Source organism: Paraburkholderia sp. J10-1, assembly GCF_905220165.1.
Classification (GTDB): Bacteria; Pseudomonadota; Gammaproteobacteria; order Burkholderiales; family Burkholderiaceae; genus Paraburkholderia.
Genome location: NZ_CAJMYW010000016.1, coordinates 38,603 through 64,090 on the forward strand (window position 1 = coordinate 38,603; position 25,488 = coordinate 64,090).

The 25,488-nt window shown below is 66.0% G+C and carries 24 protein-coding genes and 1 riboswitch; of the genes, 7 read left to right on the top strand and 17 right to left on the bottom strand.

What is annotated here, in order from left to right:
* Positions 1–9: 9 nt before the first annotated feature.
* Both U5A65_RS32955 and U5A65_RS32960 read right to left on the bottom strand, forming a co-directional pair.
* The gene (locus tag U5A65_RS32955; protein ID WP_321937099.1) at positions 10–966 is read right to left on the bottom strand and encodes a complex I NDUFA9 subunit family protein; all 957 of its coding nucleotides are present in this window, start codon (positions 964–966) and stop codon (positions 10–12) included.
* Positions 967–1,113: 147 nt separating this feature from the next.
* Positions 1,114–3,087, bottom strand: coding sequence for a lytic transglycosylase domain-containing protein (locus tag U5A65_RS32960; RefSeq protein WP_321937098.1), 1,974 nt, complete (start codon positions 3,085–3,087; stop codon positions 1,114–1,116).
* Between the two features lie 8 nt (positions 3,088–3,095).
* Between U5A65_RS32960 and U5A65_RS32965 the strand changes: the two genes are divergently transcribed.
* Complete coding sequence (locus U5A65_RS32965; RefSeq protein ID WP_321948976.1) at positions 3,096–3,722, top strand: 5-formyltetrahydrofolate cyclo-ligase; 627 nt, start codon at positions 3,096–3,098, stop codon at positions 3,720–3,722.
* Positions 3,723–3,749: 27 nt separating this feature from the next.
* Here U5A65_RS32965 and U5A65_RS32970 read toward each other — a convergent pair whose 3' ends face one another.
* A complete protein-coding gene (locus U5A65_RS32970; protein WP_028212076.1) occupies positions 3,750–4,262 on the bottom strand; it encodes a winged helix DNA-binding protein in 513 nt (170 codons plus the stop codon).
* 204 nt (positions 4,263–4,466) lie between these two features.
* Between U5A65_RS32970 and pxpB the strand changes: the two genes are divergently transcribed.
* The 5 genes from pxpB (at position 4,467) to U5A65_RS32995 (ending at position 8,913) form a co-directional block, all read left to right on the top strand.
* Positions 4,467–5,126: a 5-oxoprolinase subunit PxpB gene (pxpB, locus tag U5A65_RS32975; RefSeq protein WP_321915297.1), complete on the top strand. Its 660-nt coding sequence runs from the start codon at positions 4,467–4,469 to the stop codon at positions 5,124–5,126.
* Positions 5,123–6,202, top strand: a complete 1,080-nt coding sequence (locus U5A65_RS32980) for a biotin-dependent carboxyltransferase family protein (RefSeq protein WP_321915298.1) — start codon at positions 5,123–5,125, stop codon at positions 6,200–6,202. Before pxpB ends, U5A65_RS32980 begins: the two co-directional genes overlap by 4 nt.
* 44 nt (positions 6,203–6,246) lie before the next feature.
* Positions 6,247–7,002 (top strand): 5-oxoprolinase subunit PxpA, encoded by a 756-nt coding sequence (gene pxpA / locus U5A65_RS32985; protein ID WP_321937095.1) that lies wholly within the window; start codon positions 6,247–6,249, stop codon positions 7,000–7,002.
* 214 nt (positions 7,003–7,216) lie between these two features.
* The gene (locus tag U5A65_RS32990) at positions 7,217–7,963 is read left to right on the top strand and encodes a DUF969 domain-containing protein (RefSeq protein ID WP_321948953.1); all 747 of its coding nucleotides are present in this window, start codon (positions 7,217–7,219) and stop codon (positions 7,961–7,963) included.
* Positions 7,960–8,913 carry a DUF979 domain-containing protein gene (locus U5A65_RS32995; RefSeq protein ID WP_321915301.1) on the top strand — a complete coding sequence of 318 codons (954 nt, stop codon included), beginning with the start codon at positions 7,960–7,962 and terminating at the stop codon, positions 8,911–8,913. Before U5A65_RS32990 ends, U5A65_RS32995 begins: the two co-directional genes overlap by 4 nt.
* A 66-nt stretch (positions 8,914–8,979) precedes the next feature.
* Here U5A65_RS32995 and U5A65_RS33000 read toward each other — a convergent pair whose 3' ends face one another.
* From U5A65_RS33000 to U5A65_RS33060, 13 genes are all read right to left on the bottom strand, one after another.
* A complete protein-coding gene (locus U5A65_RS33000; protein WP_321937093.1) occupies positions 8,980–9,777 on the bottom strand; it encodes a glycosyltransferase family 2 protein in 798 nt (265 codons plus the stop codon).
* A gap of 129 nt (positions 9,778–9,906) precedes the next feature.
* Positions 9,907–11,067 (bottom strand): TraB/GumN family protein, encoded by a 1,161-nt coding sequence (locus U5A65_RS33005; RefSeq protein ID WP_321948954.1) that lies wholly within the window; start codon positions 11,065–11,067, stop codon positions 9,907–9,909.
* Between the two features lie 160 nt (positions 11,068–11,227).
* Positions 11,228–12,253 (bottom strand): peptide ABC transporter ATP-binding protein, encoded by a 1,026-nt coding sequence (locus U5A65_RS33010; RefSeq protein ID WP_321915304.1) that lies wholly within the window; start codon positions 12,251–12,253, stop codon positions 11,228–11,230.
* Positions 12,250–13,248, bottom strand: a complete 999-nt coding sequence (locus tag U5A65_RS33015; RefSeq protein ID WP_321915305.1) for an ABC transporter ATP-binding protein — start codon at positions 13,246–13,248, stop codon at positions 12,250–12,252. The genes U5A65_RS33010 and U5A65_RS33015 overlap by 4 nt, the downstream gene beginning before the upstream one ends.
* Before the next feature lies 1 nt (position 13,249).
* Positions 13,250–14,167, bottom strand: a complete 918-nt coding sequence (locus tag U5A65_RS33020) for an ABC transporter permease subunit (protein ID WP_321915306.1) — start codon at positions 14,165–14,167, stop codon at positions 13,250–13,252.
* 54 nt (positions 14,168–14,221) lie between these two features.
* Positions 14,222–15,235: an ABC transporter permease subunit gene (locus tag U5A65_RS33025; protein ID WP_321915307.1), complete on the bottom strand. Its 1,014-nt coding sequence runs from the start codon at positions 15,233–15,235 to the stop codon at positions 14,222–14,224.
* A gap of 127 nt (positions 15,236–15,362) precedes the next feature.
* Positions 15,363–16,997: an ABC transporter substrate-binding protein gene (locus tag U5A65_RS33030; RefSeq protein ID WP_321915308.1), complete on the bottom strand. Its 1,635-nt coding sequence runs from the start codon at positions 16,995–16,997 to the stop codon at positions 15,363–15,365.
* A 336-nt stretch (positions 16,998–17,333) separates the two neighbouring features.
* On the bottom strand, positions 17,334–18,164 hold the full coding sequence (gene metF, locus U5A65_RS33035; protein ID WP_321915309.1) for a methylenetetrahydrofolate reductase [NAD(P)H]: 831 nt from the start codon (positions 18,162–18,164) through the stop codon (positions 17,334–17,336).
* A gap of 52 nt (positions 18,165–18,216) precedes the next feature.
* Entirely contained in the window at positions 18,217–18,570 is a 354-nt protein-coding gene (locus U5A65_RS33040) for a phage holin family protein (RefSeq protein ID WP_028203399.1), read from the bottom strand.
* A 162-nt stretch (positions 18,571–18,732) separates the two neighbouring features.
* Entirely contained in the window at positions 18,733–20,151 is a 1,419-nt protein-coding gene (ahcY, locus tag U5A65_RS33045; RefSeq protein ID WP_321948955.1) for an adenosylhomocysteinase, read from the bottom strand.
* 33 nt (positions 20,152–20,184) lie between these two features.
* Positions 20,185–20,304: riboswitch (S-adenosyl-L-homocysteine riboswitch) on the bottom strand.
* A 73-nt stretch (positions 20,305–20,377) separates the two neighbouring features.
* On the bottom strand, positions 20,378–21,148 hold the full coding sequence (locus tag U5A65_RS33050; RefSeq protein WP_321948956.1) for a glycosyltransferase family A protein: 771 nt from the start codon (positions 21,146–21,148) through the stop codon (positions 20,378–20,380).
* Between the two features lie 156 nt (positions 21,149–21,304).
* On the bottom strand, positions 21,305–22,027 hold the full coding sequence (locus U5A65_RS33055; RefSeq protein ID WP_321937088.1) for an LrgB family protein: 723 nt from the start codon (positions 22,025–22,027) through the stop codon (positions 21,305–21,307).
* A 38-nt stretch (positions 22,028–22,065) separates the two neighbouring features.
* Positions 22,066–22,545, bottom strand: coding sequence for a CidA/LrgA family protein (locus U5A65_RS33060; RefSeq protein WP_321915313.1), 480 nt, complete (start codon positions 22,543–22,545; stop codon positions 22,066–22,068).
* A 154-nt stretch (positions 22,546–22,699) separates the two neighbouring features.
* Between U5A65_RS33060 and U5A65_RS33065 the strand changes: the two genes are divergently transcribed.
* Positions 22,700–23,647 carry a LysR family transcriptional regulator gene (locus tag U5A65_RS33065; RefSeq protein WP_321915314.1) on the top strand — a complete coding sequence of 316 codons (948 nt, stop codon included), beginning with the start codon at positions 22,700–22,702 and terminating at the stop codon, positions 23,645–23,647.
* Between the two features lie 75 nt (positions 23,648–23,722).
* On the opposite strand, the gene U5A65_RS33070 is transcribed toward U5A65_RS33065, so the two are convergent.
* Entirely contained in the window at positions 23,723–25,471 is a 1,749-nt protein-coding gene (locus U5A65_RS33070) for an OmpA family protein (protein ID WP_321937086.1), read from the bottom strand.
* Positions 25,472–25,488 lie beyond the last annotated feature (17 nt).

Consider the following 25,488-nt stretch of genomic DNA (forward strand, 5'->3'; position numbering starts at 1 on the left):
GCTTACTGGTTATCGACCGGCGCTGGCGCGAAAGATGTTCAGCCGCGAGCGCAGCGAGGCGTCGGCGAGATAGAGCGGCGCGATCGTCTCGATGCTCGCCGGCTCGATATCGAGCTCGGGTGCGAGCGGGCCGGTAAGCACGCTGTCCACCTTCATCGAATCGAGATTATCGCGCGTGAGCACCGGCACGCCGGGCGCCATCTCGAACGACAGCGCCTGCAGGCGCCCGAAGGCGTCGGGCAGCCGCACGATGCGTGCGTGGCGGCCCACCGCTTCGCCGCAATACTGGACCAACTGCTCGAGCGTGTAGACCGTCGGGCCGCCGAGTTCGTAAGTGTGCCCGCTCGCGGCGTCGAGATCGAGCACGTTGACGATCGCTTTTGACACATCGCCCACGAACACGGGCTGGAACTTCGCGTCGGGCATGGCGAGCGGAATCATGGGAAAGAGCCGCTGCAGCAGCGCGAAGCGGTTGAGGAACGTGTCTTCCGGACCGAACACGACCGAAGGCCGGAAGATCGTCGTGGCAAGCGCCGTGGCCGCGTGCACGGCTTTCTCGCCGTCGCCCTTCGAGCGCAGATACATGCTGGGCCCACGCGTGTCGGCGCCAAGCGCGCTGATGTGGATGAGGCGATGCACGCCCTTGCCTTCGCAGGCGGCGACGATTTTCGTGGGCAAGTCCACATGCAGCTTCGCGAAGCCCGGCCCGTAGGGATCGCCGCGGCCGCCATTGAGCGTGCCGACGAGATTGATGACCGCGTCCGCGTTTTCGACGAAGGCCGCGAGCGCAACCGGATCCGACACATCGGTCTCGACCACGTCGATGGGCAGCAGGGTGAGATGGCGGGCGTTGTAGCGGCGGCGGGTGGCGACGCGCACGTCCTTGCCCGCCTCGACGAGCGCGTTGACGAGATGGCTGCCGATGAATCCCGAACCGCCGATGACCGCAATGGCTTGATGTCGCATCTTCGACCTCCTCGGGCAGACGGCGCCGCCGCGTACGAGGTCCGGTTCGTCCCGCAGCGCGCCGGCCGGAAGGCGGGGCGCGCAGCGTGCCGTCATGCCGCGCGCGATCCGTATGACGGGAAGTGGCGCGGCCTGACGGCCCGGCGCTTACGGCGTGATATAGCCGAGACGCGCCTTCAGCGATTGCGGACGGCCCTCGAACAGCGCCGCATAGTAGACCGTGTTCGACAACACGTTTTTCACGTAATCGCGGGTTTCCTGGAACGGAATGGTTTCCGCGAAGATGGCGCCTTCGACGCCGCCCTGCAAAGTCTGGCGCCATGCGCGCGGGCGCCCCGGCCCGGCGTTGTAGCCCGCGGTGGCGAGCACGGCGGAGCCATCGAACTGATTGTAGATCATCGACAAATAGTTCGTTCCGAGCAGGATATTGGTGTCGAGATCGTTGAGCTGGTCGCGCGACAGCGGGCCAATGCCGATCTTCTTCGCCACCATCTGCGCCGTGGCCGGCATGATCTGCATGAGGCCGCTCGCGCCCACGCCCGACTTCGCGTTGAGAATGAAACGCGATTCCTGGCGGATGAGACCGTAGGCCCATTCGACGTCGAGGCCGTTGGTTTGCGCGTCGCGCTCCACGACGTCGCGGAACGGCGCGATGTAGCGCAGCGAGAAGTCGTGTTCCGTTTGCGTGCGGTCGGCCGTGTTGACGGTGCGGTCGAGCAACTGGATGCGTTTTGCGTACTCGGCGACGGCGAGCAGCTGGCGATCGCTCATGCCGCGCAGCGGCCAGTTCCATTCGCGATTGCCTTCGAGCCGCAGATTCAGCGCGTAGAAGCGCTGTGCGAGCGCGAAGCCCGGCGTTTGCGCGGCCTGGGCGATTTCGGCGTCGCTCACCGTGGTCTTGGGCGGAATCGTGATCTTCTGGCCGAGTTCTTCGGTCGCGAGCTGGCCGTAGAAGTGATAGCCCTGCGAGATCGACGCGAACTCCTGGTTCGCCCGCCCCGTTTCGCCCGCCTGCTTCAGCGCGCGCGCGTGCCAGTAGACCCACGACGGTTGCGCGCGCAGCGCGGGCGGCATCTGCTCGATCGACCAGCGCACCATCGTCCAGTCGCCGCCCAGCAGCGCTGCGCGCGTACGCCATTCGTAAGCCGGGTACGAAAGCGGTGCGTTGGCCGAGAGGCGATACCAGTCGATCGCGGCGGGCAAACGCTTTTGCGCGCCCTGATAACCGATCGTGCCCCAGCCGATCGCGCGCTCCGGCGAGGTGAGCTGCGGCGCAACGGCGGCGTAGGTCGCGGCGGCCATGGCCGGATCGTTGCGCGCCATCACCGTGACGGCGAGCAGTGCGAGCTGATGCGATTGCGGATCGCCGGTGACGCCTTGCGCAAGCGTGAGCGGCGGTGTGCTCACCGCCTGGCTGAACGCCGTCGGGTCGGGACGCTGCGACAGGCCGTCGAGCAGTTTTGCGCCGGCCGCGGTCTGGTTCTGCTCGTAGGCGAGGCGGATCTGCTGCCACACGTCGTCGCTCGAGAACTGGCCTTTGATCGCAAGCGCGGTGATGAGATCGACGCAGCCGTCGCCGTAATAGCGCGGCTCGGTCAGCAGCCCGCGCGCATCGTTCGCGACGTTCTCGCCGCGCGCCGCGCGCGACTCGAGCGCGTAGCACTTCACCTGCGTGTCGTCGTTGAGCACGAAGCGCGGGTATTGCTGGTCGAAGTTCGCCCAGTCGTGGCGCGCGCCCAGCACGAGCAGATAGTCGTTGCGCAGACGGTCGGCGATCGCCTGGCCGTCGTAGCGCTGCAGGAACGACAGCACCGGCGCATCGGGCGCGTCCACGCGCGCGTGGCCTTGCGAATCGAACAGTTGCGGCTTGAGCTGGAAGTATTCGAGATACGACGGCGCCGGGTAATCGGGGATCATCGCCGCGAGTTGCGCGGCGCGCGCGGGATCGTTATTGCGCGCGGCTTCGCGAAGCTGGATGAAAGTCTGATCGTCGTTCGAGAGGACTGCGCCTACGGGCAGCGCGACGGGGCGCACGGCGTCCGCCGTGCTGCATGCTACGAGTGCCGCGGCAGTCAGTGCGAGACCGACCACGCGATATACTCGGACAAGGCGTTTGGACATCGTTATTTCTGGAGCGCGAGGTGAACCCAAGCATAGCACGCAACCCTCACACGGAATCCAAAAAGGACTGGCGTGCAAGGCTGCTTCCTCGGCGAATTGAGGCGGCTTCCGACATGGCAATCGGGGCGGCGCTGACGGCTCATCTCGATGCACTCGTCGCGCAGTTTTCGCCGCGTTCGATCGGGTTCTATTGGCCCTTGCGCGGCGAGTTCGATGCGCGCACCTGGATCACCGCCTGGCTCGCCGCCGATGCGTCACGCCGCGCCGCCCTGCCCGCCATTGCCGAGCGCCACACGCCGCTCGTGTTCCACGCCTGGACACCGCACGCCCCCATGCGCGAAGGCCATCACGGCATACCCGAGCCGCAGTCGCAGGAAGTGATCGTGCCCGATCTCCTCCTCGTGCCGTGCGTGGGTTTCGATCGCGACGGCTATCGCCTTGGCTACGGCGGGGGCTACTACGACCGCACGCTGGCTGCCTGGCCCGGCGAGGCGTTGCCCGTCACGGTGGGCATTGCGTACGAAGTGTGCCGCATTGATGACGGTGTGCTCGCGCGCGAGGCGCACGATCTGCCGCTCGACGCCGTGGTGACCGAAGCCGCCACGCATCGTTGCCAACGTTCGCGCGAGCGCTGAACGCGGCCCTGGTCACTCAGGCGCGACTCAAAGCGAAGCCGCCGCGCGCGCGGCCGTGTCGTAGAGCCCCGACGCATTGCGCATGAGCTGCGCGGCGTCGCCAATCTGCTGGTTCGTGAGGCCGCTTTCCTTGAGCGTGGCGATGAGGCAGCTTTCGCGCACGTCGCGATAGCGCAGGCACAGCGCCTGCCCTTCCGGCGTGACCGAGAAGAAGACTTCCTTGCCGGTCTTTTCGCTTTTTACATACCCTCTGGAGACGAGCTTCTTCAACGCATACGTGGCCACGTGCGTGTCCTCGATGTTGAGCACGAAGCAGATATCCGCGAGCTTCTTGCGCCGCTCGCGATGGCCGACGTGATGGAGCAGCGACACTTCGATCGGCGTCATGTCCTTCACGCCCGCCGCCGACATGCAGCGCACCATCCAGCGGTTGAACGCATTGCTCGCCATGATGAGCGCGTACTCGAACTCGGAAAGCTCGGCGCTCGACTCGGAGACGAGATGTTCGGACGAAACGATCTTGGTCGGCTGGCGCGACATGGCAGGTAACCCGGTAGTCGGTGGTCGAAGAGGCAAAGCGGCGTGGCGTGAGTGTAATTGCAGCGCGTTTTCGGTGCGCCTGGCGAAAACGCTTATTGATAAATTGTAGATAATTTATCGACAATGTACGCTAGGAAGGAATGGTGCCGGGTGTCTGCCTGCGCAAACTTTCGACCGGTCGAACCCGTCCCTGATCGATCCAACATGCCGAATTCTGACCCTCGCATTTTTCCTCTCGGTGACGAAGCGCTTGTCTGCGAAGCGCCGCCGCCCGCCACGCTCGAGGTCCAGCGCCGCGTCTGGGCCGTCGCCGCGCTCGCGCGCGGCTGGGCGCCGGTGCGCGAAGTGGTGCCCGGCATGAACAATCTGACGATCACCTTCGATCCGCTCTCGGCCGACGCCGTGGCGCTCGCCGGCGCGCTCCGGGAAGCCTGGCGCGACGCCGAAGACGCGAGCGTTGCCGGCCGCGAGGTCGAGATACCCGTGGTTTATGGCGGCGACGATGGCCCTGATCTCGAAGCGGTCGCGCAACACTGCTCGCTCGCTGCCGCCGACGTCGCCGCGCGCCACGCCGCGGGCGTCTACACGGTGTTTTTCCTCGGCTTTCAACCCGGCTTCGCGTATCTCGGCGGACTCGAACCCCAGCTGCACACGCCGCGCCGCCGCGAGCCGCGCCTGGCCGTCCCCGCCGGGTCGGTAGGCATCGGCGGCGAGCAGACGGGCATTTATCCGGCTGCGTCGCCCGGCGGCTGGCAACTGATCGGCCGCACCGCCGCGAAGCTGTTCGACCCTGCGCACAATCCGCCCACGCTGCTCATGCCCGGCGACCGCGTGCGTTTCACCATTGCGGAGCTCCACGCATGATCGAAGTCTTGCGCGCGGGCCTGCTCACCACGGTCCAGGATCTCGGCCGCCCCGGCTACCGGCATCTGGGCGTCGCCAGCGGCGGCGCGCTCGATACGCTCGCGCTCGAAGTGGGCAACCGTCTCGTCGGCAACCGGCCCGACGCGGCCGGCATCGAAATCACCTTCGGCCCCGTCGCGCTGCGCTTCGCGCGCGCCACGCGCGTCGCCATTACGGGTACCGACTTCGGCGCCACGCTCGGCGGCCGCCCGGTCTGGTCGTGGTGGAGCCTGCCCGTGGCCGCGGGCGAGGAACTGGTGCTGAACGGCGCGAAGCGCGGCATGCGCGCCTATGTCTGCGTGGCGGGCGGCATCGACGTGCTGCCCATGCTCGGCTCGCGCAGCACCGACCTTGCGGCGGGCTTCGGCGGCCTCGCGGGCCGCGCGCTCAAAGATGGCGACCGTCTCGCCACCGGCGCCTCGTTCGCGCCGGGCCGCGAGCGCGCCGCGCTGGACCCGGGCGCGCCGGCCTTCGGCGTCAAGGCGCCCGTATGGTGCAGCTTCGCGCTGGCCGACGAGCCGCATCACCGGCGCGGCCGCCATCCGGACGGCATGGCGTGGGCCGTGCCTGTGCGCGTGCTGCGCGGCCCCGAGTACGACAGCTTCACGGGCGAAGCGCAACGCGCGTTCTGGTCCGACGAGTGGCAGCTCACCCCCAACAGCAACCGCATGGGCTTTCGGCTCACGGGCACACCGCTCGCGCGCACGAACAGCGCGGACCTGCTCTCGCACGCGGTGCTGCCCGGCACGATTCAGGTGCCGCCGAACGGCCAGCCCATCGTGCTGATGGCCGACGCGCAGACCACGGGCGGCTACCCGAAAATCGGCTCCGTGATTCGCGCCGACTGGTGGAAGCTCGCCCAGGTGCGGCTCACCGGCGGCGTGCGTTTCGTGGAAGCGACGCCGGTCGCCGCGCGCGCGGCACTGGAAGAAGAACGGGCTTATTTGCGGCAGATCGACGCCGCGATCGCCATGCACGACGAGCGCTATGCGAGCCGCCGCGCGAATGTAGTTTCAAGCGCGGCCGCGAGCGCGTGATTTTCAAGCACCATCGGTAAGACGAGCAGTAAGAGGAACACATCATGACCACCATCGATCTGAACGCCGATCTCGGCGAAGGCTGCGGCTCCGACGAGGCGCTGCTCGACCTCGTGAGTTCGGCCAACATCGCGTGCGGCTGGCACGCAGGCGGCGCCAATGCCATGCGCGAATGCGTGCGCTGGGCCGTGGAAAAAGGCGTGTCGATCGGCGCGCATCCGAGCTTCAACGACCCCGAGAACTTCGGCCGCAAGGAGATGAACCTGCCGCGCGAGGAGATCTACGCGGGCGTGCTCTACCAGCTAGGCGCGCTTTCCGCGATCGCCCAGGCCGAAGGCGGCCGCATCGCTCACGTGAAGCCGCACGGCGCGCTGTACAACCAGGCCGCGCGCGACCCGCAAATCGCCGAGGCGATCGTCTCCGCCGTGCATGATTTCGATCCGTCGGTGACGGTGTTCGCGCTCGCGGGCAGCGGGCTCGTGACTGCGGCGCGCGAGGCGGGGCTCGTGGCGATCGAGGAAGTGTTCGCCGACCGCGGCTACCGCGCGGACGGCTCGCTCGTGCCGCGCAGCGAGCCGGGCGCGCTGCTCGACGACGAAGACACCGTACTCACGCGCACGCTCGCGATGATCCGTGAGCAGCGCGTGCAGGCCGTGAACGGCGCCTGGGTGCCGCTCAACGCGCAGACCATCTGCCTGCACGGCGACGGCCCGCACGCGCTCGCGTTCGCGCGGCGCATCCGCACGGCGCTCGACGAGGCGGGCATTGGCGTGCGCGCGGCGGGCGCAGGCGAGGTCTGACGCCCTAGCTTCAATGCGGCAATGCGCGCGGCAATCGCCGCGCGCTACGTGCACGGCAATACCCAAGGTTTTCGCAAGGCAATCCCCGGCAGCGCAAGCTGCAGACGTAGTTGTACCCAGCAGGTTCGTAGTTGTACGAACGGCCATCAGAGCCGCGCAGTCAACGCCGCTACCCGCGGCAATCAACGACAAGCCAATACGTTTGGAGATCCACATGCAGAGCACCGTCAACTTATGGCCGCTGATCGGGGTGGCCGTCATCATCGCCGGCTTCTTGTTACGCTTCAATCCGATGCTGATCGTCGCCGCGGCGGCCATCGTCACCGGTTTCGCCGGGGGCTTTCCTCCCGGTAAGATTCTCGCCGCCATCGGCACCGGCTTCATCAAGACCCGCAATATCCCGCTCATCATCCTGCTGCCGCTTGCGGTGATCGGGCTGCTTGAGCGCCACGGCCTGCGCGAGCGCGCGCAGATCTGGATCGGCAGCATCAAGGCGGCCACAGCCGGCCGTCTGCTCATCGTCTATCTGCTCGTGCGCGAACTCACCGCGGCGGTCGGCCTGACGGGCCTGGGCGGTCATCCGCAAATGGTGCGGCCGCTCATCGCGCCGATGGCCGAAGGCGCCACGGAAAACCGCTTCGGCAAGCTCTCCGACGCCGTGCGCTACAAGCTGCGCGCGTACTCGGCCGCGACCGACAACGTGGGCCTCTTCTTCGGCGAGGACATCTTTGTCGCGTTCGGGGCGATCGTGCTGATGGTCACGCTGCTCAAGGAAGCGGGCGTTTCGGTCGAGCCGATCCACGTGGCGCTCTGGGGCATTCCCACGGCGATCTGCGCGTTTCTGATTCACGGCACGCGGCTCTGGCTGCTCGACCGCAAGCTCGAGCGCGAGCTGGGCGGCGCGAAGCCGGCCGGTGCAACGGCACCGGCAGCCGACCAGAGCCAGGGAGACCAAGCATGACGCTCACCCTCAACTGGCTCTTCTGGCTGCTCGGCATCGTGCTGCTCATCGTGGGCGGCATGATCGTGATGGACCGCGAGCATCCGCGCCGCTTCACGGCAGGCGGCTTCTGGCTGCTCTACGCGCTCATTTTTCTCGTCGGCGACATGCTGCCCGTCGAAATCGTGGGCGTGCTCGTGATCGCCATGGCGCTGATCGCGGGTCTCGGCGGCGTGACCGCCGCCAAACCCAAGGTGCTCGCGCTCGAAACCCGTCTCGCCAGCGCCAAACGGCTGGGCAACAAGCTCTTCGTGCCCGCGCTCACCATCCCCGTGATCACCGTCGTGCTCACGCTCGCGGCCAGCCATCTCGTATTCGGCGGCAAGCCGCTCATCGACCCGAAGAACGTCACGTTGATCGGTTTCGGCATCGGCTGCGTGATCGCGCTCGCGATTGCCTGCATCATCACGCGTGACAGCGTTGGCCAGTCGATGAAGGAAACGCGCCGCCTCGTCGACGCGCTCTCGTGGGCCGCCGTCCTGCCGCAGATGCTCGGCATGCTCGGTCTCGTGTTCTCGGACGCGGGCGTGGGCAAGGCCGTCGCGCACGTGACGACGTCGTACATCAACATGGACGTGCGCTTCGTCGCGGTCGTGGTCTATTGCGTGGGCATGGCGCTCTTCACGATCATCATGGGCAACGGCTTCGCCGCGTTTCCGGTGATGACGGGCGGCGTGGGCGTGCCGGTGCTGGTGGGCATGTTCCACGTCAACCCTGCGATGATGGCCGCCATCGGCATGTTCTCGGGCTACTGCGGCACGCTCATGACGCCGATGGCCGCGAACTTCAACATGGTGCCCGCGGCGCTGCTGGAACTGCCCGACAAGAACGCGGTGATACGCGTGCAGGTGCCCACGGCGCTTGGCATTCTCGCGGCCAATATCGTGCTGCTGAATGTATTCGGGTTTTGACGGAACGAAGGCGCCTGGGGGCGAAAAGCCGGCGAAAGCCGGCTTTTTTGCGCCAGCGTTTAGCGCTCAGGCCGCGCGCAGCGAAGCGGCGTCGAGCGCTTCGCAAAAGTGCGGAAAATGCCGCGCGACGAGCACCTCGGGCAGCACATACTGCGGAAAGCATTTCGCCGTGTTGTGAGCATGGAGCACGTGCAGGCACAGGCCCGCGTCGTCGGCGACAAGCGCAATGCGCGCGCCGCGCGAGCGCGCGGCCGTGATGAAGCGTCCGTCTTCGTTGAACGAACGCGGCTCGAACGGCTGTGCCGCCCACAACTGCTTCGTATAGACGTAGCTGAAGCCGTAGCCCAGATGGTTGTCGGCGAAGGCCGGGTTGTCCCGCGGGAAATTGAGCACCGTCATGGGCTGAGCGCTCCAGCAAAAATGCAGGCCGCTCTTGCGCATCAGGTCCCAGTACGCGAACTGGCCATACACGCGGCTGTAGAGGAAGAACGCACCGAGCTTCACGAACTGCACGTCGTGCAAGCGCATGTGCCCGAGCATCGTGCTCAGGTAGTCGGGCGCGTAGACTTCGTCGTCGTCGAAATGCGCGATGACCTCGCCGCGCGCTAGCTCGGCCGCGAGATTGCGCTTCTCGCCAACCGTCAAACGCGTGCGCAGGTGGCGATACACCACGCGCTCGTCGTTCAGGCTCGCCATGAAGGCGCTGGGCGTGTCGCTGTCGTCGATCACGATCCATTCGAGCCCGGGCGCGCGCTGCGACGCGAACGAGCGGTACGCGAGCGGCAAGAACGCTTCACGGTTCCAGGTGGGCGTGACGACGCTCACGCAGGGCGCGTTCGCCTGAGCGGCGGACGAAGAGAACATGGCAGCGACCTCAGCAGCACAAAACCCGCATGCTAGGCGCGCGCTCTGGCGGCCGATATCGAACGTTGACTAAATGCGCTCACTTTTGATCGAACGCAAAGACGCGGCGAGCGGCGCCGAGGCCGGCGCTCAACCCGGGTCGACGTTGAACCCACGCTGGCGCAGCAACTGGAGCACGCCTTTCGGGCCGCCCAGGTGCAAGGCGCCGACGGCCACGAAGAGCGGCTTGTTGGGCGCCACATACTGCTGCATGCGCGAAACGAAGCGCCGGTTGCGCTCGTAGACGATGCGGTTATCGACCGACGCCGCCACCCGCGCGTCGTGCGAGAGTTTTTCGGTACGCGCCGCCTCCCAGGCGGCGATCGCATCGGCGTCGCCCACGCGCCACAGGTGCAGGAGCGTTTGCACGTCGGACACGTTTTGCGCCGGCGTTTGGGCGAGATCCTGCGCGAGCATCTCGCGCTGCTGCGCAAGGCTCAGGTTCGTGAAGGCGCGCATCTGCTCGGCAAGCGTCTCCAGCCCCACGATGCGGCGGCCCTTCCAGCGCAGGAACACGTTCTGCAGTTGCGCCTCGGTGCCGTATTCGGTCTGCAGGCCGGCGCTCAGCGAATCGTAGGTTTCCACGAGCAGCGAGGCGAGCCACGGCCGCATCTTGCGGATTTCGGCAAGCGCCTCGGGATTGCCGCGCATGCGCGCCTCGAGCTTCTGCCAGAGCGGATCGGGCAAGAGGCCCGGCAGGCAGGGCCGTTTGCACACCCCGTATTTCGAGACATCGTCCTGGGAAACGAGCAGATCGTCGGGGGAAAGCTCGAGCGCGAGAATGGGCGACGCGGCGAGCGCCGCGAGAATCGGCGGGCGAAACGGCTGGCCAGGCGGATAGTCGGCGGGGTCGCCCACATGGAGCGTGCCGAGCAGATAGATCGTGAGATTGCCGCGCGTGGCGACGTAGAACGGCATGCGCGCTGGCTGCGTGCGCACCGGGCCGCCAGCCGTCGTGCCGGAGGCGTAGCTCGGCACGGCGGGCGCGGCGTGAAAGCCGGGAATGCCACCGCTCGAGCCGCGCGCAGCACCTGGCGGCACGGGGACGGCCGGCCGCACACCGGGCGTATTGGCGACGGCGCCACCGGCGAATGCCGCGTCCGGCGCACCCGCGAGCACGCCGAGCGCGAGCGAGAGCGAGAGCGAGACCACCGCGCGTAGCGCCCTGCTCGACGCGGTCTTGAGCGCCGCGCACAGCGCTACCGCCAATGCCACACCGAATGCCAAACCCGAAGCCACACCGAATGTCACGCCACCAGCCGTAGACAGCCCGGCAACCACGGCAAAAGCGGCGGCCGGAACGATTGAAAAAGCGGCGGAGAAAACGGTGGGAAAATCAGTGAAAAGGGCGGCGCGACGGCCGCCCATCAACTGGCGGCGCGCAACGATAAAACGACGCGCCGCCGTCGCTTCAGGCCGGCATAGGCCGCCCATCCTCTTCCCCCACCTCCTCTGCACGATGGCAGGATACCTGACGGCCGTCCACTTCGCGAAGTACAGGAACTTCCTTACGACACCTGTCGATCGCGTATGGACAACGTTGGTGGAACGTGCAACCAGAGGGCGGGTTCAGCGGCGAAGGCAATTCGCCCTCGAGCTTGATCTTCACGCGGCGGTCCGCTTCGAAAATCGCGGGTGTGGCCGAGAGCAGCGAGCGCGTGTACGGATGGCGCGGCCGCGAGATCACCGTGTCCTTGTCGCCCAGTTCCGCCACGCCGCCCAGATACATCACCATCACGTCGTCGGCAATGTGCTCGACCACGGCCAGGTTGTGCGAAATGAACACGTAGCTCGTGCGGAACTGTTCCTGCAAGTCCATGAACAGATTGAGAATCTGCGCCTGGATCGAGACGTCGAGCGCGGAAACCGGCTCGTCGGCCACGACGATCTGCGGGTCGAGAATCATCGCGCGCGCGATCGCCACACGCTGGCGCTGGCCGCCCGAGAACATATGCGGATAGCGCTTGGCGTGCTCGGGCCGCAGGCCGACGATGCGCATCATGTGCGCAATGCGGTCCGCGCGCTCAGTCGCCGTGAGCCGCGTGTTGATGGCGAGCGGCTCGCCGAGCGTCTGCTCCACGGTCTTGCGCGGGTTGAGCGAGGCGAACGGGTTCTGGAACACCATTTGCACGCGCCGGCGCAGCGCGGCGATCTTCGCTGCGTTTGCGTGCGCAACGTCTTCGCCGTCGATGGTGAGCTTGCCCGAGGTGGGCGGCTCGATCATCGTGAGCTGGCGCGCGAGCGTCGATTTGCCGCACCCCGACTCCCCCACCACGGCGAGCGTGCGTCCGCGCGTGAGCGAGAACGACACGCCGTTGAGCGCCTTCACCGTACCGGTGCCGAACATGCCGCGCTTGACGCTGTAGTGCTTCTTGAGATCTTCCGCGACGAGAACCTTGTCATCCTCATGAGCCGCGTGTTGCTGGACTGCGTTCATCGCGCGCCTCCGTTGGATTGCGTCACCGCCGCGTTCAGCGGCCTGATGCAGCGCACTTGCGCATAGCCGCTCTCATCGGTCACCGCGTTGAGCGCGGGCCGTGCCTTCATGCAGTCGTCCACCACGTATTTGCAGCGCGGCGCGAACAGACAGCCGCTTGGCCGGTCGTCGCGGCCGGGCACCATGCCGGGCAGCGCGGCAAGCCGCATCGCCCCCTTGTTGTGCTCGGGAATCGCCGCGAGCAGCGCTTCCGTGTACGGATGATGCGGACGCGAAAAGATGTCCGGCACACGGTTCGTTTCGATGATCTCGCCCGCGTACATCACGGCCACGCGCTGCGCGACTTCCGAAACCACGGCCAGATCGTGCGAGATCAGCACGAGCGCCATGCCGCGCTCCTTCTGCAGGCGCACGAGCAGTTCCATGATCTGCGCCTGGATCGTCACGTCGAGCGCCGTGGTGGGCTCGTCGGCGATCAGCAGCTTCGGGTTGCAGGCCACGGCCATCGCGATCATCACGCGCTGGTTCATGCCGCCCGACATCTGGTGCGGGAAGTTGTCGATGCGGTTCTTCGCGTCGGGAATGCCCACCTGGTCGAGCAGTTCGAGCGCGCGCGCATGCAGCGCCGAGCCGCGCAGGCCTTCGTGCAGCTTGAGCACTTCCTTGATCTGATAGCCGACGGTGTAGCTCGGGTTCAGGCTCGTGAGCGCGTCCTGGAACACCATGGCGATGTCCTTGCCCACGATGCGGCGTCGCTCCTTGCCCGTTGCGTTGAGGAGATCGCGGCCATTGAACGTGATCGAGTCGGCCGTGACCTTGCCCGGCGCGTCGATCAGGCCCATGAGCGCCATCATCGTCACGCTCTTGCCCGAGCCCGATTCGCCGACGATGCCGAGCACTTCGCCCGGCGCCACGGAAAGATTCACGCGGTCCACGGCGGGCAGGCCGTTGAAGTTCACGGCCAGGTTGCGGATGGTGAGAAGTTCGTTGTTCATGTCAGGCCATCCGCTTCAGCTTGGGATCGAGTGCGTCGCGCAGCCCGTCGCCGAGCAGGTTGATCGCGAGCACCGAGATCAGGATGGAAAGGCCAGGCATCGTGACGATCCACCATGCGCTGTCGATATAGTCGCGCGCCGAGGCGAGCATCGCGCCCCACTCCGCCCGCGGCGGCTGCACGCCGAGGCCGAGGAAGCCGAGCGCGGCGGCGTCGAGAATCGCCGAGCTAAAGCCGAGCGTCGCCTGCACGATGAGCGGTGCCGTACAGTTGGGCAGCACCTGCGAGAACATCAGGCGCATCGTGCCGGCACCGGCCACGCGCGAAGCGGTCACGTACTCCTTGTGCAGTTCGCCCAAAGCGGAACCGCGCGTGAGACGCACGTAACCGGGCAGCGCCACGATCGCGATGGCGAGCATGGTGTTCGTGAGCCCCGGGCCGATGATCGCGACCACCGCGACCGCGAGCAGCAGCGAGGGCAGCGCCAGCAGCACGTCCATGAGACGCATGATCGGCGTATCGGCCCACTTCTCGAAGAACGCGGCCACGAGGCCAAGCACGATGCCCGGAATCAGCGCGAGCACGACCGAAACGCAGCCGATCCACAGCGAGAGCCGCGCGCCGTACATGAGACGCGAGAGGATGTCGCGGCCCGCTTCGTCGGTGCCGAGAATGAACTTCCAGTTGCCGCCGTCGAGCCAGGCGGGCGGAATCTTCACGAAGTCGCGATATTGCTCGATGGGGCTGTGCGGCGCGATGAGCGGCGCGAAGATCGCGACGAAGATCAGCAGCAGCACGATCACGCCGGCGCCCACCGCGCCCTTGTTGCGCGAGAAGTTCGCCCAGAATTCGCGCAGCACGAGCGCGCGGCCCGAAGGCGGCGTGACGGCGCGAGGCACGGTGTTCTGAATGTCAGCCATCATGCCTCCTGGTGTTCAATGGTGTGTTGTGGGGTTCGCATTTTCATGGCTCGCTTACCTCGTATGTCGAATGCGTGGGTTGAGCACGCCGTACAGCAGATCGACGAACAGGTTCACGACGATCACGAGCGTCGCGATCATGAGAATGCCGCCTTGCACCACCGGGTAGTCGCGCCGGCTGATCGCGTCGATCAGCCATTTGCCGATGCCCGGCCAGGAGAACAACGTTTCGGTGAGCACCGCGCCCGCGAGCAGCGTGCCGACCTGCAGGCCGATCACGGTCACCACGGGGATGAGCGCGTTGCGCAGCGCATGCACGACGATCACGCGCACGGGCGAAAGACCCTTGGCGCGCGCGGTGCGGATGTAATCCTCGCGCAGCACTTCGAGCATCGACGAGCGCGTCATGCGCGCGACCACGGCGAGCGGAATCGTGCCGAGCACGATGGCCGGCAGGATCAGGTGGCTCACGACCGACTTGAACGCGCCTTCGTCGGTGCCGGGCAGGAGCGAGTCGATCAGCATGAAGCCGGTCACGTGCGGAATGTCGAATTCCACGGCGATGCGGCCCGACACAGGCGTCCAGCCGAGCTTCGACGAGAACACCATGATGAGGATGAGCCCCCACCAGAAAATCGGCATGGAGTAGCCGGTGAGCGCGGTGCCCATGACGCCGTGATCGACGACGGTGCCGCGCCGCAGTGCCGCGAACACGCCAGCGGGCAAGCCGACTGCGAGCGCGAAAATGAGCGCGCAGATCGACAGCTCGACGGTGGCGGGAAAGCGCGCGAGAAACTCGCCCATCACGCTCGTATTGGTGATGATCGAGGTCCCGAGGTTGCCGTGGATGGCGTGCCAGACGTAGTGGAAGTACTGCATCGGCAGGGGCTCGTCGAGCCCCAGGCGGTGCATCGCCTCGGCGTGCATTTGCGGATCGACGCCGCGCTCGCCCATCATCACTTCGATGGGGTCGCCCGGAATCAGGTGGATGAGTGCGAACGCCAGAATGGTGATACCGATGAACGTGGGTATGACCATGCCGATGCGGCGCAATACGAAGCGGAACATGTGGTGTTCCCCCAAAAGCTTGAAATGAAACGCAACCGGCGACAGGGGCTCGTGACCCCGGTCGCCGGACCATATTTCGCCCGCTTTCCGATCAGGTGAAAGCTGGGCGAAAACTACCCGATAAACATTACTGCATGCCCACGCCGTCGAAGCGCGCGTAGCCGAGCGGTTCGATGCGCATGTCGATCACCTTCTTGCTGACCGGCTGATAGACGGTCGAGTGAGCGATCGGCGAGAACGGCAGTTGCTGCGCGAAGATGTGCTGCGCGTCCTGGTAGAACTTGGTGCGCTGCGCAACATCCGACGTCTGGCGGCCCTTCTGGACCAGTTCGTCGAACGGCTTGTAGCACCACTTGCCGAAGTTGTTGCCGTTCACGGCCTCGCAGCCGAGCAGCGTGCCGAGCCAGTTGTCGGGGTCGCCGTTGTCGCCCGTCCAGCCGATCAGCATCGAGTCGTCCTCGCCCGCGTGCGCGCGCTTGATGTACTCGCCCCACTCATACGTGACGATCTTCGCCTTCACGCCGATCTTGGCCCAGTCGGCCTGGATCATTTCGGCCATCAGACGCGCGTTCGGGTTGTAGGCGCGCTGCACGGGCATGGCCCACAGCGTGATCTCGAAACCGTTCGACTGGCCAGCCTTGGCGAGCAGCGCCTTGGCCTTTTCCGGGTCGTACGCGTTGGCCGGCAGGTTCTTGACGTAGGACCATTGGGTCGGCGGCATCGGGTTGGTTGCGAGCTGGCCCGCGCCCTGGTACACCGAGTCGATGATCGCCTTCTTGTTGATCGCCATGTCGAGCGCGTGGCGCACGTCCGCGTTGTCGAGCGGCTTGTGCGTGACGTTGTACGACAGGTAGCCCAGGTTGAAGCCCGGCTGCGATGGCATCGCGATGTTCGCCTCGGCCTTCAGCGGCGCGATGTCGGCGGGACGCGGATAGCTCATCACCTGGCATTCGTCGCGCTTGATCTTCTGCACGCGCACGCTCGCGTCCGGCGTGATCGAGAAGATCAGCTTGGAGAGCTTCACGGCGCCCGGCTTCCAGTAGTCAGGATTGCCGTCGAAACGGATCGTCGCGTCCTTCGTGTAGCTCTTGAAGATGAACGGACCCGTGCCGACCGGATTCTGGTTCAGGTCGGCAGCCTTGCCGGCCTTCATCAGCTGATCCGTGTATTCCGCCGAAAGGATCGAGGCGAATTCCATCGCCATGTTCTGGATGAACGGCGCGTTCGGCTCGTTCAGCGTGAACTTGACCGTGTACGGGTCGACCTTCTCGACCTTCGCGATCAGCTTGTCGAGGCCCATGTCCGTGAAGTACGGGAACGAGACCGGGTACGCCTTGCGGAACGCGTTGTTCGGGTTGAGCATCCGGTCGAACGTGAACACGACGTCGTCGGCGTTGAATTCGCGCGAGGGCTTGAAGAACGACGTGGTCTGGAACTTCACGCCATGACGCAGATGGAACGTGTAGGTCTTGCCGTCCGGGGAAACGTCCCACGATTCTGCGAGGCCCGGTTCGACCTTCGTGCCGCCGCGTTCGAATTCGACGAGACGGTTGTAGACGGTGAACGTGTTCGCGGTGAAGTCGGTGCCGGTCGTGTATTGCGCCGGATCGAAGCCAGCGGGGCTGCCTTCCGAGCAGTAGACGAGCGTCTTGTTCGGAATGCTTTGCGCGGCGTGCGCGAGCGGGGCTCCAGCAATCGATGCCGCTGCGAGCGCCACGAGAGACGTCAATCGGGCAGCACGCAACAGTTTGTTTTCTTTCATGTTTCCTCCAGTTCAGTGCCGGCTTGCGCCAGCGTAGCGCGATCTTACTTGAGCAGGTGCCGCAGTCACAAGCAAGCCAAAAGTCCCGTCGCCTGTGGAAAACGCCGGGTTGACAGGATCGCTTGTTGCCGCATGGTGCGGTGCAGCGTACCTTTGCCCCTCTTTTATTGCGCCGGATAACGATAATCGCGCGCCGCTTTGACGCGCGCTCGAGGGCGGCCATGCGTTCCTGACGCACGTCAACCGCACCGTCCTACCCTCAAAAAAAAACCGCGCGGCCCGGGAGTCCGGGAACCGCGCGGTTTGTTGACGCCTGGCTCGTCGCCAGTGAGCGCCTTAGAACCCCAGCCGCTCGCAGATCGTTTTCGTGGCCTGCGCCGCGTTGAGCGTATAGAAGTGGATACCCGGCACGCCCGCCTCCATGAGGCGGCGACACAGGTCCGTCACCACGTCGAGCCCGAACGCGCGAATCGACTCGCGATCGTCGCCGAAGCTTTCCAGACGCTTCGCGACCCAGCGCGGCACTTCGGCGCCGCACATCTCCGAAAAGCGCATGAGCTGCGAGTAGTTCGTGATCGGCATGATGCCCGGCACGATGGGAATATCCACGCCCAGCTTCTTCGCGTCCTCGACAAAGCGGAAATACGCGTCCGCGTTGAAGAAGTACTGCGTGATCGCCGAATTGGCGCCCGCCTTCACCTTTTGCGCGAACGCTTCGAGGTCGTGGCGCGGCGAGCGCGCCTGCGGGTGGTATTCGGGATACGCGGCGACTTCAATATGGAACGCGTCGCCGGTTTCCTCGCGGATGAAGGCGACGAGCTCCGACGCGTAGCGCAGCTCGCCCACCGCCCCCATGCCCGAGGGCAGGTCGCCGCGCAGCGCGACGATGTGGCGGATGCCGTGCGAGCGGTACTCGCCGAGAATCGCGCGCAGGCTTTCTTTCGAGGAGCCGATGCACGAGAGGTGCGGCGCCGCTTCAATGCCTTCCTTCGCGATATCGACGACGGTGTCGAGCGTGCCCTGTTGCGTCGAGCCGCCCGCGCCGAACGTCACCGAGACGAACTTCGGCTTGAGCGTGGCGAGCTGGGCGCGCGTGGCGCGCAGCTTTTCCACGCCGTCCGGCGTCTTCGGCGGGAAGAATTCGAATGAGAGTTCGATCGGTTTCATGTTGATGAGGCCAGTGAGGCCAGGCCGCGTACGTGAGCGGCCCGGGCCCGCATCAGCCGAGGCTGCGGTTGCCGAAAATCAGCGCCGAAAGCAGCCACGAGACGATGCTGTACAGGATCGAGCCGAAAAATGCCGACCAGAAGCCCGACACCTCGAAGCCCTTGAGGAGCGACGCCGCCAGCCAGAAGCACAGCGCATTCACCACGAGGATGAACAGACCGAGCGTGAGGATGGTCACGGGCAGCGTGAGCACGATCAGCAGCGGGCGCAGCACGGCGTTGATGAGGCCGAGCACGATCGCGACGATGAGCGCGGTGCCGAAACTGCGAATATGGATCGACGGAACGAGCCAGGTGATGATCAGGAGCGCGAGCGCGTTGATCAGCCAGGTCAGCAGCACGGTCATAAGGACTCCTTTTGCGTCGTTGCTTTTGTATCGCCAGGTGCCGGCGGCGGATGCCGCCCGCGGTCCTCGCGCGCAGCACGCGCGGGGATTGGGGTCAGCATCCGCTTGACCGCTTAAAGCGGGCTTAAAACCCCAGCCCACTTTGTATCGCGTTGTATCGCCTTAGTAGCGATAGTGGTTCGGCTTGAACGGACCGTTCTTCTCAACGCCGATGTACGAAGCCTGCTCGTCGGACAGTACGGAGAGGTTCGCGCCGATGCGCGCGAGGTGCAGGCGCGCGACCTTTTCGTCCAGGTGCTTCGGCAGCACGTACACCTTGTTCTCGTACTTGCCGCCTTCGACGAACAGTTCGATCTGCGCGAGCGTCTGGTTCGTGAACGAGTTCGACATCACGAACGACGGGTGGCCCGTGGCGCAGCCGAGGTTCACGAGGCGGCCTTCGGCCAGCAGGATCACGCGCTTGCCGTCCGGGAAAATGATGTGGTCGACTTGCGGCTTGATGTTTTCCCACGTGTACTGGCGCGTCGAAGCGACGTCGATTTCCGAGTCGAAGTGGCCGATGTTGCAGACGATCGCGTTGTGGCGCATCGCCTTCATGTGGTCGTGGTTGATCACATGGTAGTTGCCGGTTGCCGTCACGAAGATGTCGGCCTTGTCGGCGGCGTATTCCATCGTCACGACGCGGTAGCCTTCCATCGCGGCTTGCAGCGCGCAGATCGGATCGATTTCCGTAACCCACACGGTCGCGCCGAGACCACGCAGCGATTGCGCGCAGCCCTTGCCCACGTCGCCGTAACCGGCCACAACGGCGATCTTGCCCGCGATCATCACGTCGGTCGCGCGCTTGATGCCGTCCACGAGCGACTCGCGGCAGCCGTACAGGTTGTCGAACTTCGACTTCGTGACCGAGTCGTTGACGTTGATGGCCGGGAACGGCAGACGGCCTTCCTTCTCCATCTGGTACAGGCGGTGCACGCCCGTCGTGGTTTCTTCGGTCACGCCCTTGATATGCGCGAGGCGCTTCGAGTACCACGTCGGGTCGACGTCGAGGTGCGCGGCGATCGACTTGTACAGCGCGACTTCTTCTTCGTTCGTCGGCTTGGCGATGACCGAGCGGTCCTTTTCAGCCTTCGAGCCGAGGATCAGCAAGAGCGTTGCGTCGCCGCCGTCGTCGAGAATCATGTTGGCGAATTCGCCGTTCGGCCATTCGAAAATGCGGTGCGAGAATTCCCAGTATTCGTCGAGCGATTCGCCCTTGAACGCGAACACCGGCGTGCCGCCCGCAGCGATGGCGGCGGCAGCGTGGTCCTGCGTCGAGAAGATGTTGCACGAGGCCCAGCGCACGTCGGCGCCGAGCGCCGTGAGCGTTTCGATCAGCACGCCCGTCTGGATGGTCATGTGGAGCGAACCGGCGATACGCGCGCCCTTGAGCGGCTGCTGCGCCTTGTATTCTTCGCGGGTTTGCACGAGGCCCGGCATTTCGGTCTCGGCGATGTTGAGTTCCTTGCGGCCCCATGCGGCGAGCGACATGTCGGCGACGATGAAATCTTTGGCTTGATCTTGCGGAACTGCGGCGTTCATCACGCCCTCCTTTCTAAAAGTGACTAGAAATTAAAGACGTGAGCGCCGTTTTCAGTGCGGTGACTTCGCGGCATCGTGCCCTCGAATCGACCGTATTGAGCGCCTTCGAGCCTGGCGGGTTAGAGAAAACCCGTCGCAACGCTCCTCGAAGACGAGGCGTGATTGTAGCAAATTGAGACGGCCAGTTGGATGGCGGTGGCGCGACCGACCGGGCGCCGCGCGCGCCTCAATGGCCCTGGCCCCGCAACGCGAGTCCGCATGTCTGCCGCACGCTAGCCATTGCCGTGGCGAGAAAGGCTTCCGATGCGCGCAGCGTTTCGCCGTGCAGGGCCGCCTGCACCTCGCTCAAGCCCAGCTGAAGGCTCAAATAGCGTTCCGCGGCCATACCTGCGCGATAGTGCAGACGCACCCGCTTCGCGTCGATCAGGCGGCGCTGCCCGAAGGCCTCGCTCAGCGCCCACGCGAGCGCACCATCTTCGCCGCCGTGGCGGCGAAAGGTTTCGTCCATGGGGAAGCCGCCCAGCGCGAGAAACGCGCCACGGCGGATCACGAGACTGCTCGGCGCCGTATTGCTGATCGCTTCGGCGTGCCTGGCGAAATCGGGGTGCGCGGCGAGCCGGTCCGGAAAGCCCGCATAGTCGACGTCAAGCCGAATCGCTGCTTCGTGCGGATGCTGCTCCAGATGCGAGTGCGCGGCGGCGAGCGCGTGGGGCAAATACTCGTCGCCTGCGTCGAGGAACGCGAGGTATGGCGTGGCCGCCTGCAGCGCGCCCCAGTTGCGTGCGCGTGCCGCACCGCCCGGGTCGGGCATCTGCACGAGCCGCACGCGGGGTTCGCGCATCGCGTAGATGCGCGCGATGTTGGCGGAGGCGTCGGTCGAGCCGTCGTCGACGACGAGAATACGCTCGGCTTCAGGTTGCGCGAGACAGCTGTCGAGCGCGCGGGCAAGCGTGGCCGCGCCGTTGTAGCACGCGACGATGATGGTGATCGGTTGCATGGAACAGGATGAGGGTGACCGACAACGAGCGTAAGCCACATCCGAGAGCGGCCTACACGACGAGACGGCGAATCCTACCCGCGTCCAGAAAAGGCCCATCCTGATAAAGTCCGCCCGCGCAACGGGCGAGCCCGCGCTGAACAATCGCGCCGCGAATTAAACAGGCAGGAAACCCAGCGCCGGCGCGAGCAGCACCATCACCACGCCCGCGATCATCATCGTGAGGCTCGCCACCACGCCCTCTTCGCTGCCCAGCTCGCGCGCCTTCGCCGTGCCGACGCCGTGCGCAGCCGCGCCAAAGAGCGCGCCGCGCGCGAGCCGCGTGCGCAACGGCACGAGGCCGAGCACCAGCTCGCCGAACAGCATGCCGCACACGCCCGTGGCGATCACGAAGAGCGCGGTGAGGTCGCGCGGCGCGTGGATCTTGTCCGACACCGCGAGCGCGAACGGCGTGGAGATCGAGCGCGTCATCAGGCTGCGCTGCAGATCGGGCGAGAGATGCAGGAGCTTGGCCAGCGCGAGCGAGCCGCCCACCGCCACGATGATGCCGACCGTCACGCCCACCGTGAGCGAAATCCAGTGACGCTTGAGCAGATCGCGGTATTCGTAGATCGGCACCGCGAAGGCCACCGTGGCCGGGCCGAGCAGCCACATGAGCCAGCGCGTGTCCTGGAAGTAGACGGGGTACGGAATATGGAGCACGAGCACGAACACGGCGAGCACCGCGGGCACCGCGACGAGCGGCGTGAGCCACGGCGAGCGAAAGCGCGCATAGAGCGCCTTCGAGACGAAATAGAGCGCAACGGTGAGGATGAAACAGCCGGCGGCGATGAGCCGCGCTGCGTCGTCGGCGAACAGGGACGCATAAAACGTGTTCATGACGGAATCACCCTCTCTCTATTCAGTACGTTGCGGCCTCAAGCCCGCGCCAGATGGCGCGAATCGCGCACGCGGCGCAGCGCGAGACGCCGCTCGAGCTTTGCGGCCTGTTCGACCGCGAACGCCACGGCCACCATCACCATCAGCGTGCCGCCAACCACGACGAGCGCGAGGCGCCAGCCGTCGGCGCGAAACAGGCCGCCGTATTTCACGGCCGCCACGGCGGCCGGGATGAAGAACAGCAGCATGTCGGAGAGCAGCCAGTCGGCGCCGGCCTTCACCCAGCGCGGCGTGACGCCGCCGCAAAAGAGCAGCGCCAGCAGCAGCACGAGGCCGACCACGCCGCCCGGCACCGGCAGGTGCGTGACACGCGTGAGCAAGTCGGCGGCATACCAGACGCCCGCGAGCAGCGCCGACTGCACGGCAATGCGGCCGATACGGCGGCCGAGGCTCGCCACGCCGCCCACGTTGCGCGCGGCGCTTTCGGAAACTTTCGCGGTCGTGTTCGAGGTAGTCATGGCAAACCCTAAGTGACACTGGAATGGAAGTCAGTATAGGGTGCAGCGCAGCATAAACATAATGACTTAGAATCATCTGCTACATTCCATATTGGAATGCACCAACTCAGCACCCCGCTGGGCGTGCTTCCTGCACATTTGTGGAGTCCCGATCGTGGAACTGCGCGCGCTTCGCTATTTCATCGAGGTGGTGCGGCAACAGAGCTTCACCGCCGCGGCCGAAAAACTGCACGTCACGCAGCCGACCATCAGCAAGATGGTGAAGGCGCTCGAAGACGAGACCGGCACGCAGCTCCTGCTGCGCGACGCGCGCCAGATGGTGCTCACCGACGCCGGGCGCATCGTCTACCAGCGCGGCCAGGACGTGCTCGCCGCCCAGGCGCAGCTACAGGCCGAACTCGCCGATCTCGGCACGCTCGGGCGCGGCGAACTCACCATCGGCATTCCGCCGATGGGCGGCTCGCTCTTCACGCCCGCCATCGCCACATTTCGCCAGCGCTATCCGAAGATCGAGCTGAAGCTGTTCGAGCAGGGCTCGCGCGCCATCGAAGCCGCGCTGATCTCGGGCGAGCTGGAGCTGGGCGGCGTGCTGCTGCCCGTCGATCCCGCGCTCATCGACGTCCTGCCGATCTCGCACGAGCTGCTGTGGCTCGTCGCACGGCGCGGCTCGCGCTGGGACAACAAGCTGGCCGTGCCGCTCGCGGAACTGGCCGGCGAACCGTTTGTGTTCTACGGCGAAAGCCTCGCGCTCAACGACGTCGTGCTGAACGCGTGCCGCACGGCCGGCTTCGTGCCGCAGGTGGTGGGGCGCAGCGGCCACTGGGACCTGATGGCGGCGCTCGTGCTCGCAGGCGTGGGCATTGCGCTACTGCCCGCGCCCTACGTGCGCCGGCTCGACGCCGAGCGCTTCACCTGCCTGCCCGTGAGCGAGCCGCAAATCACCTGGGACATGGCGATCGGCTGGAAGCGCAGCGGTTATCTCTCGCACGCGGCGCGCGCCTGGCTAGACGTTGCGCGCGCGGAGTACGGCAAGCCGTTCACGTTTCTCGATGACTTCGTGCATCCGCCTGGAATGGAGAAGCAGCCGGGCAAGCCCGGCTGAAGCGGTGTGCAATGAAAAAAACCGCCCGGCTTGCGCCGGACGGCTTCTCGCACGTCGCGTAATCCGTACTTCGGATTACTTCGCGACGAACTCGATGCGGCGGTTGTGGAAGCGGCCGCTTTCGGTGTCGTTGCTAGCCACCGGATTCGCGTCGCCATAGCCCTGTGCCGTGAGCTTGCTCAGCGACACGCCCTGCGACGCGAGGTAGGTACGCACCGCGAGCGCGCGCTGCTTCGAAAGCGCGAGATTCGCGGCCTTGTCGCCCAGGTTGTCCGAGTAGCCCGCCACTTCGAGCGCGACCGGCTGGCCGCGCTTCGAGCACGCGATCAGCGCGCGCGCCGACTGACGCAGATCGTCGGCTGCGGAAGCCGGCACGATCGAGCTGCCCGTCTTGAAGTTCACGACCTGCAGGTTGAGCACCTTCGCCACATCGGCGCCTGCGCACGAGCTGTCCGTGCCAAACAGGCCCTTCACGGCGTCGCGGAACGACTGCGTCGCATCGGCCACGGCCTTCTGCACGTTGAACACGCCGATATCGAAGCCCGAGCCGAACAGCGCCTTGAGCTTGTCGAGCCAGCCGGCCTTCGCGTCGGCGGCCGCGCCGCTCAGCTCGACGTGCGTGCCGTCGATCTTCACTTCCGCGCCGGGCAGCGCCATGAGCGGCAGCAGGCCGTCGAGGTGCGCGAGCCACTCGGCGGGCTTCGTCGCGGCGTCGACGTTCACGTTGGCCGTGAACTTGCCTGCGCCGAACTGCTTCGTGAGAGCGTCGATGAGTTGCGTCTTCTCGGCTTCGGTGCCCACCGTCGCCGTGATCGTCGGCACGCCGGACTTGTCGACCGTGAACGACAGATGCGCGTCCTGGGTCGGCGCCGCAGCGGCATCGCTTGCGGCCGCGATTGGGCCGGAAGCGACCGTGGCAGAAGCGGCCGCGTCCGAGCCGGCGGCAGGCGCCGAAGCGCTATCCGCCTGCGACGCCGCATCCGATGCGGCGACCGCACCCGGCGCCATCGTGCTGGCCGATGCGGGCTGCGCGGCGTCCTGCGTCGCCGCTTCATCGCGCTGGCACGAACGCAGCGCAAAGAACGCGACGATCAGCGCGAGCGCGGCGAGCAGCCACCAGAGCCAGTGATGGCGGCGCTTCTCTTCGGCGATGGGCGGCGTGGAGTGGGCCACGGTCTGCGGCGGCACCGAGGCCGGCACCGGACGCACCACGGGCTGCGGATGATCGAGATGCGCGGAGACATCCTTCAGGCGGCTCATAATCGAGCCCGCAAACGCAGCGGCGCTGCCAAGTCCGACAGCGCTCGCCAGATGGTCGGTCAGGCTCGCGTTGACTGACGGGAGCTGATGGCCCAGCAGCGTCGGCAGTTGTCCGACGAAGCCCTGGGAAGCGGTGAAGTGTTGCTTGAGAATGCCCATGACGGCGGCGCCAACCACGCCGGCGAGCGAGAAGGCCGTGGACTGCGGCGCGCCGGTTTGCGCGGCGACCGCGTCGGCGAGCGCGCCGACATTCGCGCCGGTCGCCTTCTGCACCAGTTCGCGGCCGGTGGCTTCGAGCTGGCCCAGGCCCGCCGTGCTCGCGAGCAACTCGGGCAGCTGCTTGCCGATCAGCGGGTTCGCGTCGGACGACATGATCGTGGAAAAGAGGCTACGCGCGCCTTCGGGCGTCGCGCCGCGATGCATGATGGCGGCCATGATGGCCGGTGCGGCGGCGCCCGCGACCTTGCGCGTGAAGTCGGGCGTGAGCCCGTAGCGCGTTCCCATCGTCTTGACGACGTTGTCGCTCAGCACGGTTTCCAGCAGTTGAAAAACATTGATGCTCATCGAGGCGGACCCTCCAG

Coding starts and splice junctions, on each gene's coding strand:
- U5A65_RS33070 (WP_321937086.1), bottom strand. CDS start 25,471: ATGAGCATCAATGTTTTTCAACTGCTGGAAACCGTGCTGAGCGACAAC.
- U5A65_RS32995 (WP_321915301.1), top strand. CDS start 7,960: ATGACGCTCACCCTCAACTGGCTCTTCTGGCTGCTCGGCATCGTGCTG.
- U5A65_RS33055 (WP_321937088.1), bottom strand. CDS start 22,027: ATGAACACGTTTTATGCGTCCCTGTTCGCCGACGACGCAGCGCGGCTC.
- U5A65_RS33020 (WP_321915306.1), bottom strand. CDS start 14,167: ATGGCTGACATTCAGAACACCGTGCCTCGCGCCGTCACGCCGCCTTCG.
- U5A65_RS33050 (WP_321948956.1), bottom strand. CDS start 21,148: ATGCAACCGATCACCATCATCGTCGCGTGCTACAACGGCGCGGCCACG.
- U5A65_RS32980 (WP_321915298.1), top strand. CDS start 5,123: ATGATCGAAGTCTTGCGCGCGGGCCTGCTCACCACGGTCCAGGATCTC.
- U5A65_RS33010 (WP_321915304.1), bottom strand. CDS start 12,253: ATGAACGCAGTCCAGCAACACGCGGCTCATGAGGATGACAAGGTTCTC.
- U5A65_RS32990 (WP_321948953.1), top strand. CDS start 7,217: ATGCAGAGCACCGTCAACTTATGGCCGCTGATCGGGGTGGCCGTCATC.
- U5A65_RS33060 (WP_321915313.1), bottom strand. CDS start 22,545: ATGACTACCTCGAACACGACCGCGAAAGTTTCCGAAAGCGCCGCGCGC.
- U5A65_RS32970 (WP_028212076.1), bottom strand. CDS start 4,262: ATGTCGCGCCAGCCGACCAAGATCGTTTCGTCCGAACATCTCGTCTCC.
- U5A65_RS33015 (WP_321915305.1), bottom strand. CDS start 13,248: ATGAACAACGAACTTCTCACCATCCGCAACCTGGCCGTGAACTTCAAC.
- U5A65_RS32960 (WP_321937098.1), bottom strand. CDS start 3,087: ATGTCCAAACGCCTTGTCCGAGTATATCGCGTGGTCGGTCTCGCACTG.
- pxpB (WP_321915297.1), top strand. CDS start 4,467: ATGCCGAATTCTGACCCTCGCATTTTTCCTCTCGGTGACGAAGCGCTT.
- metF (WP_321915309.1), bottom strand. CDS start 18,164: ATGAAACCGATCGAACTCTCATTCGAATTCTTCCCGCCGAAGACGCCG.
- U5A65_RS33030 (WP_321915308.1), bottom strand. CDS start 16,997: ATGAAAGAAAACAAACTGTTGCGTGCTGCCCGATTGACGTCTCTCGTG.
- ahcY (WP_321948955.1), bottom strand. CDS start 20,151: ATGAACGCCGCAGTTCCGCAAGATCAAGCCAAAGATTTCATCGTCGCC.
- U5A65_RS33000 (WP_321937093.1), bottom strand. CDS start 9,777: ATGTTCTCTTCGTCCGCCGCTCAGGCGAACGCGCCCTGCGTGAGCGTC.
- pxpA (WP_321937095.1), top strand. CDS start 6,247: ATGACCACCATCGATCTGAACGCCGATCTCGGCGAAGGCTGCGGCTCC.
- U5A65_RS33040 (WP_028203399.1), bottom strand. CDS start 18,570: ATGACCGTGCTGCTGACCTGGCTGATCAACGCGCTCGCGCTCCTGATC.
- U5A65_RS32955 (WP_321937099.1), bottom strand. CDS start 966: ATGCGACATCAAGCCATTGCGGTCATCGGCGGTTCGGGATTCATCGGC.
- U5A65_RS33025 (WP_321915307.1), bottom strand. CDS start 15,235: ATGTTCCGCTTCGTATTGCGCCGCATCGGCATGGTCATACCCACGTTC.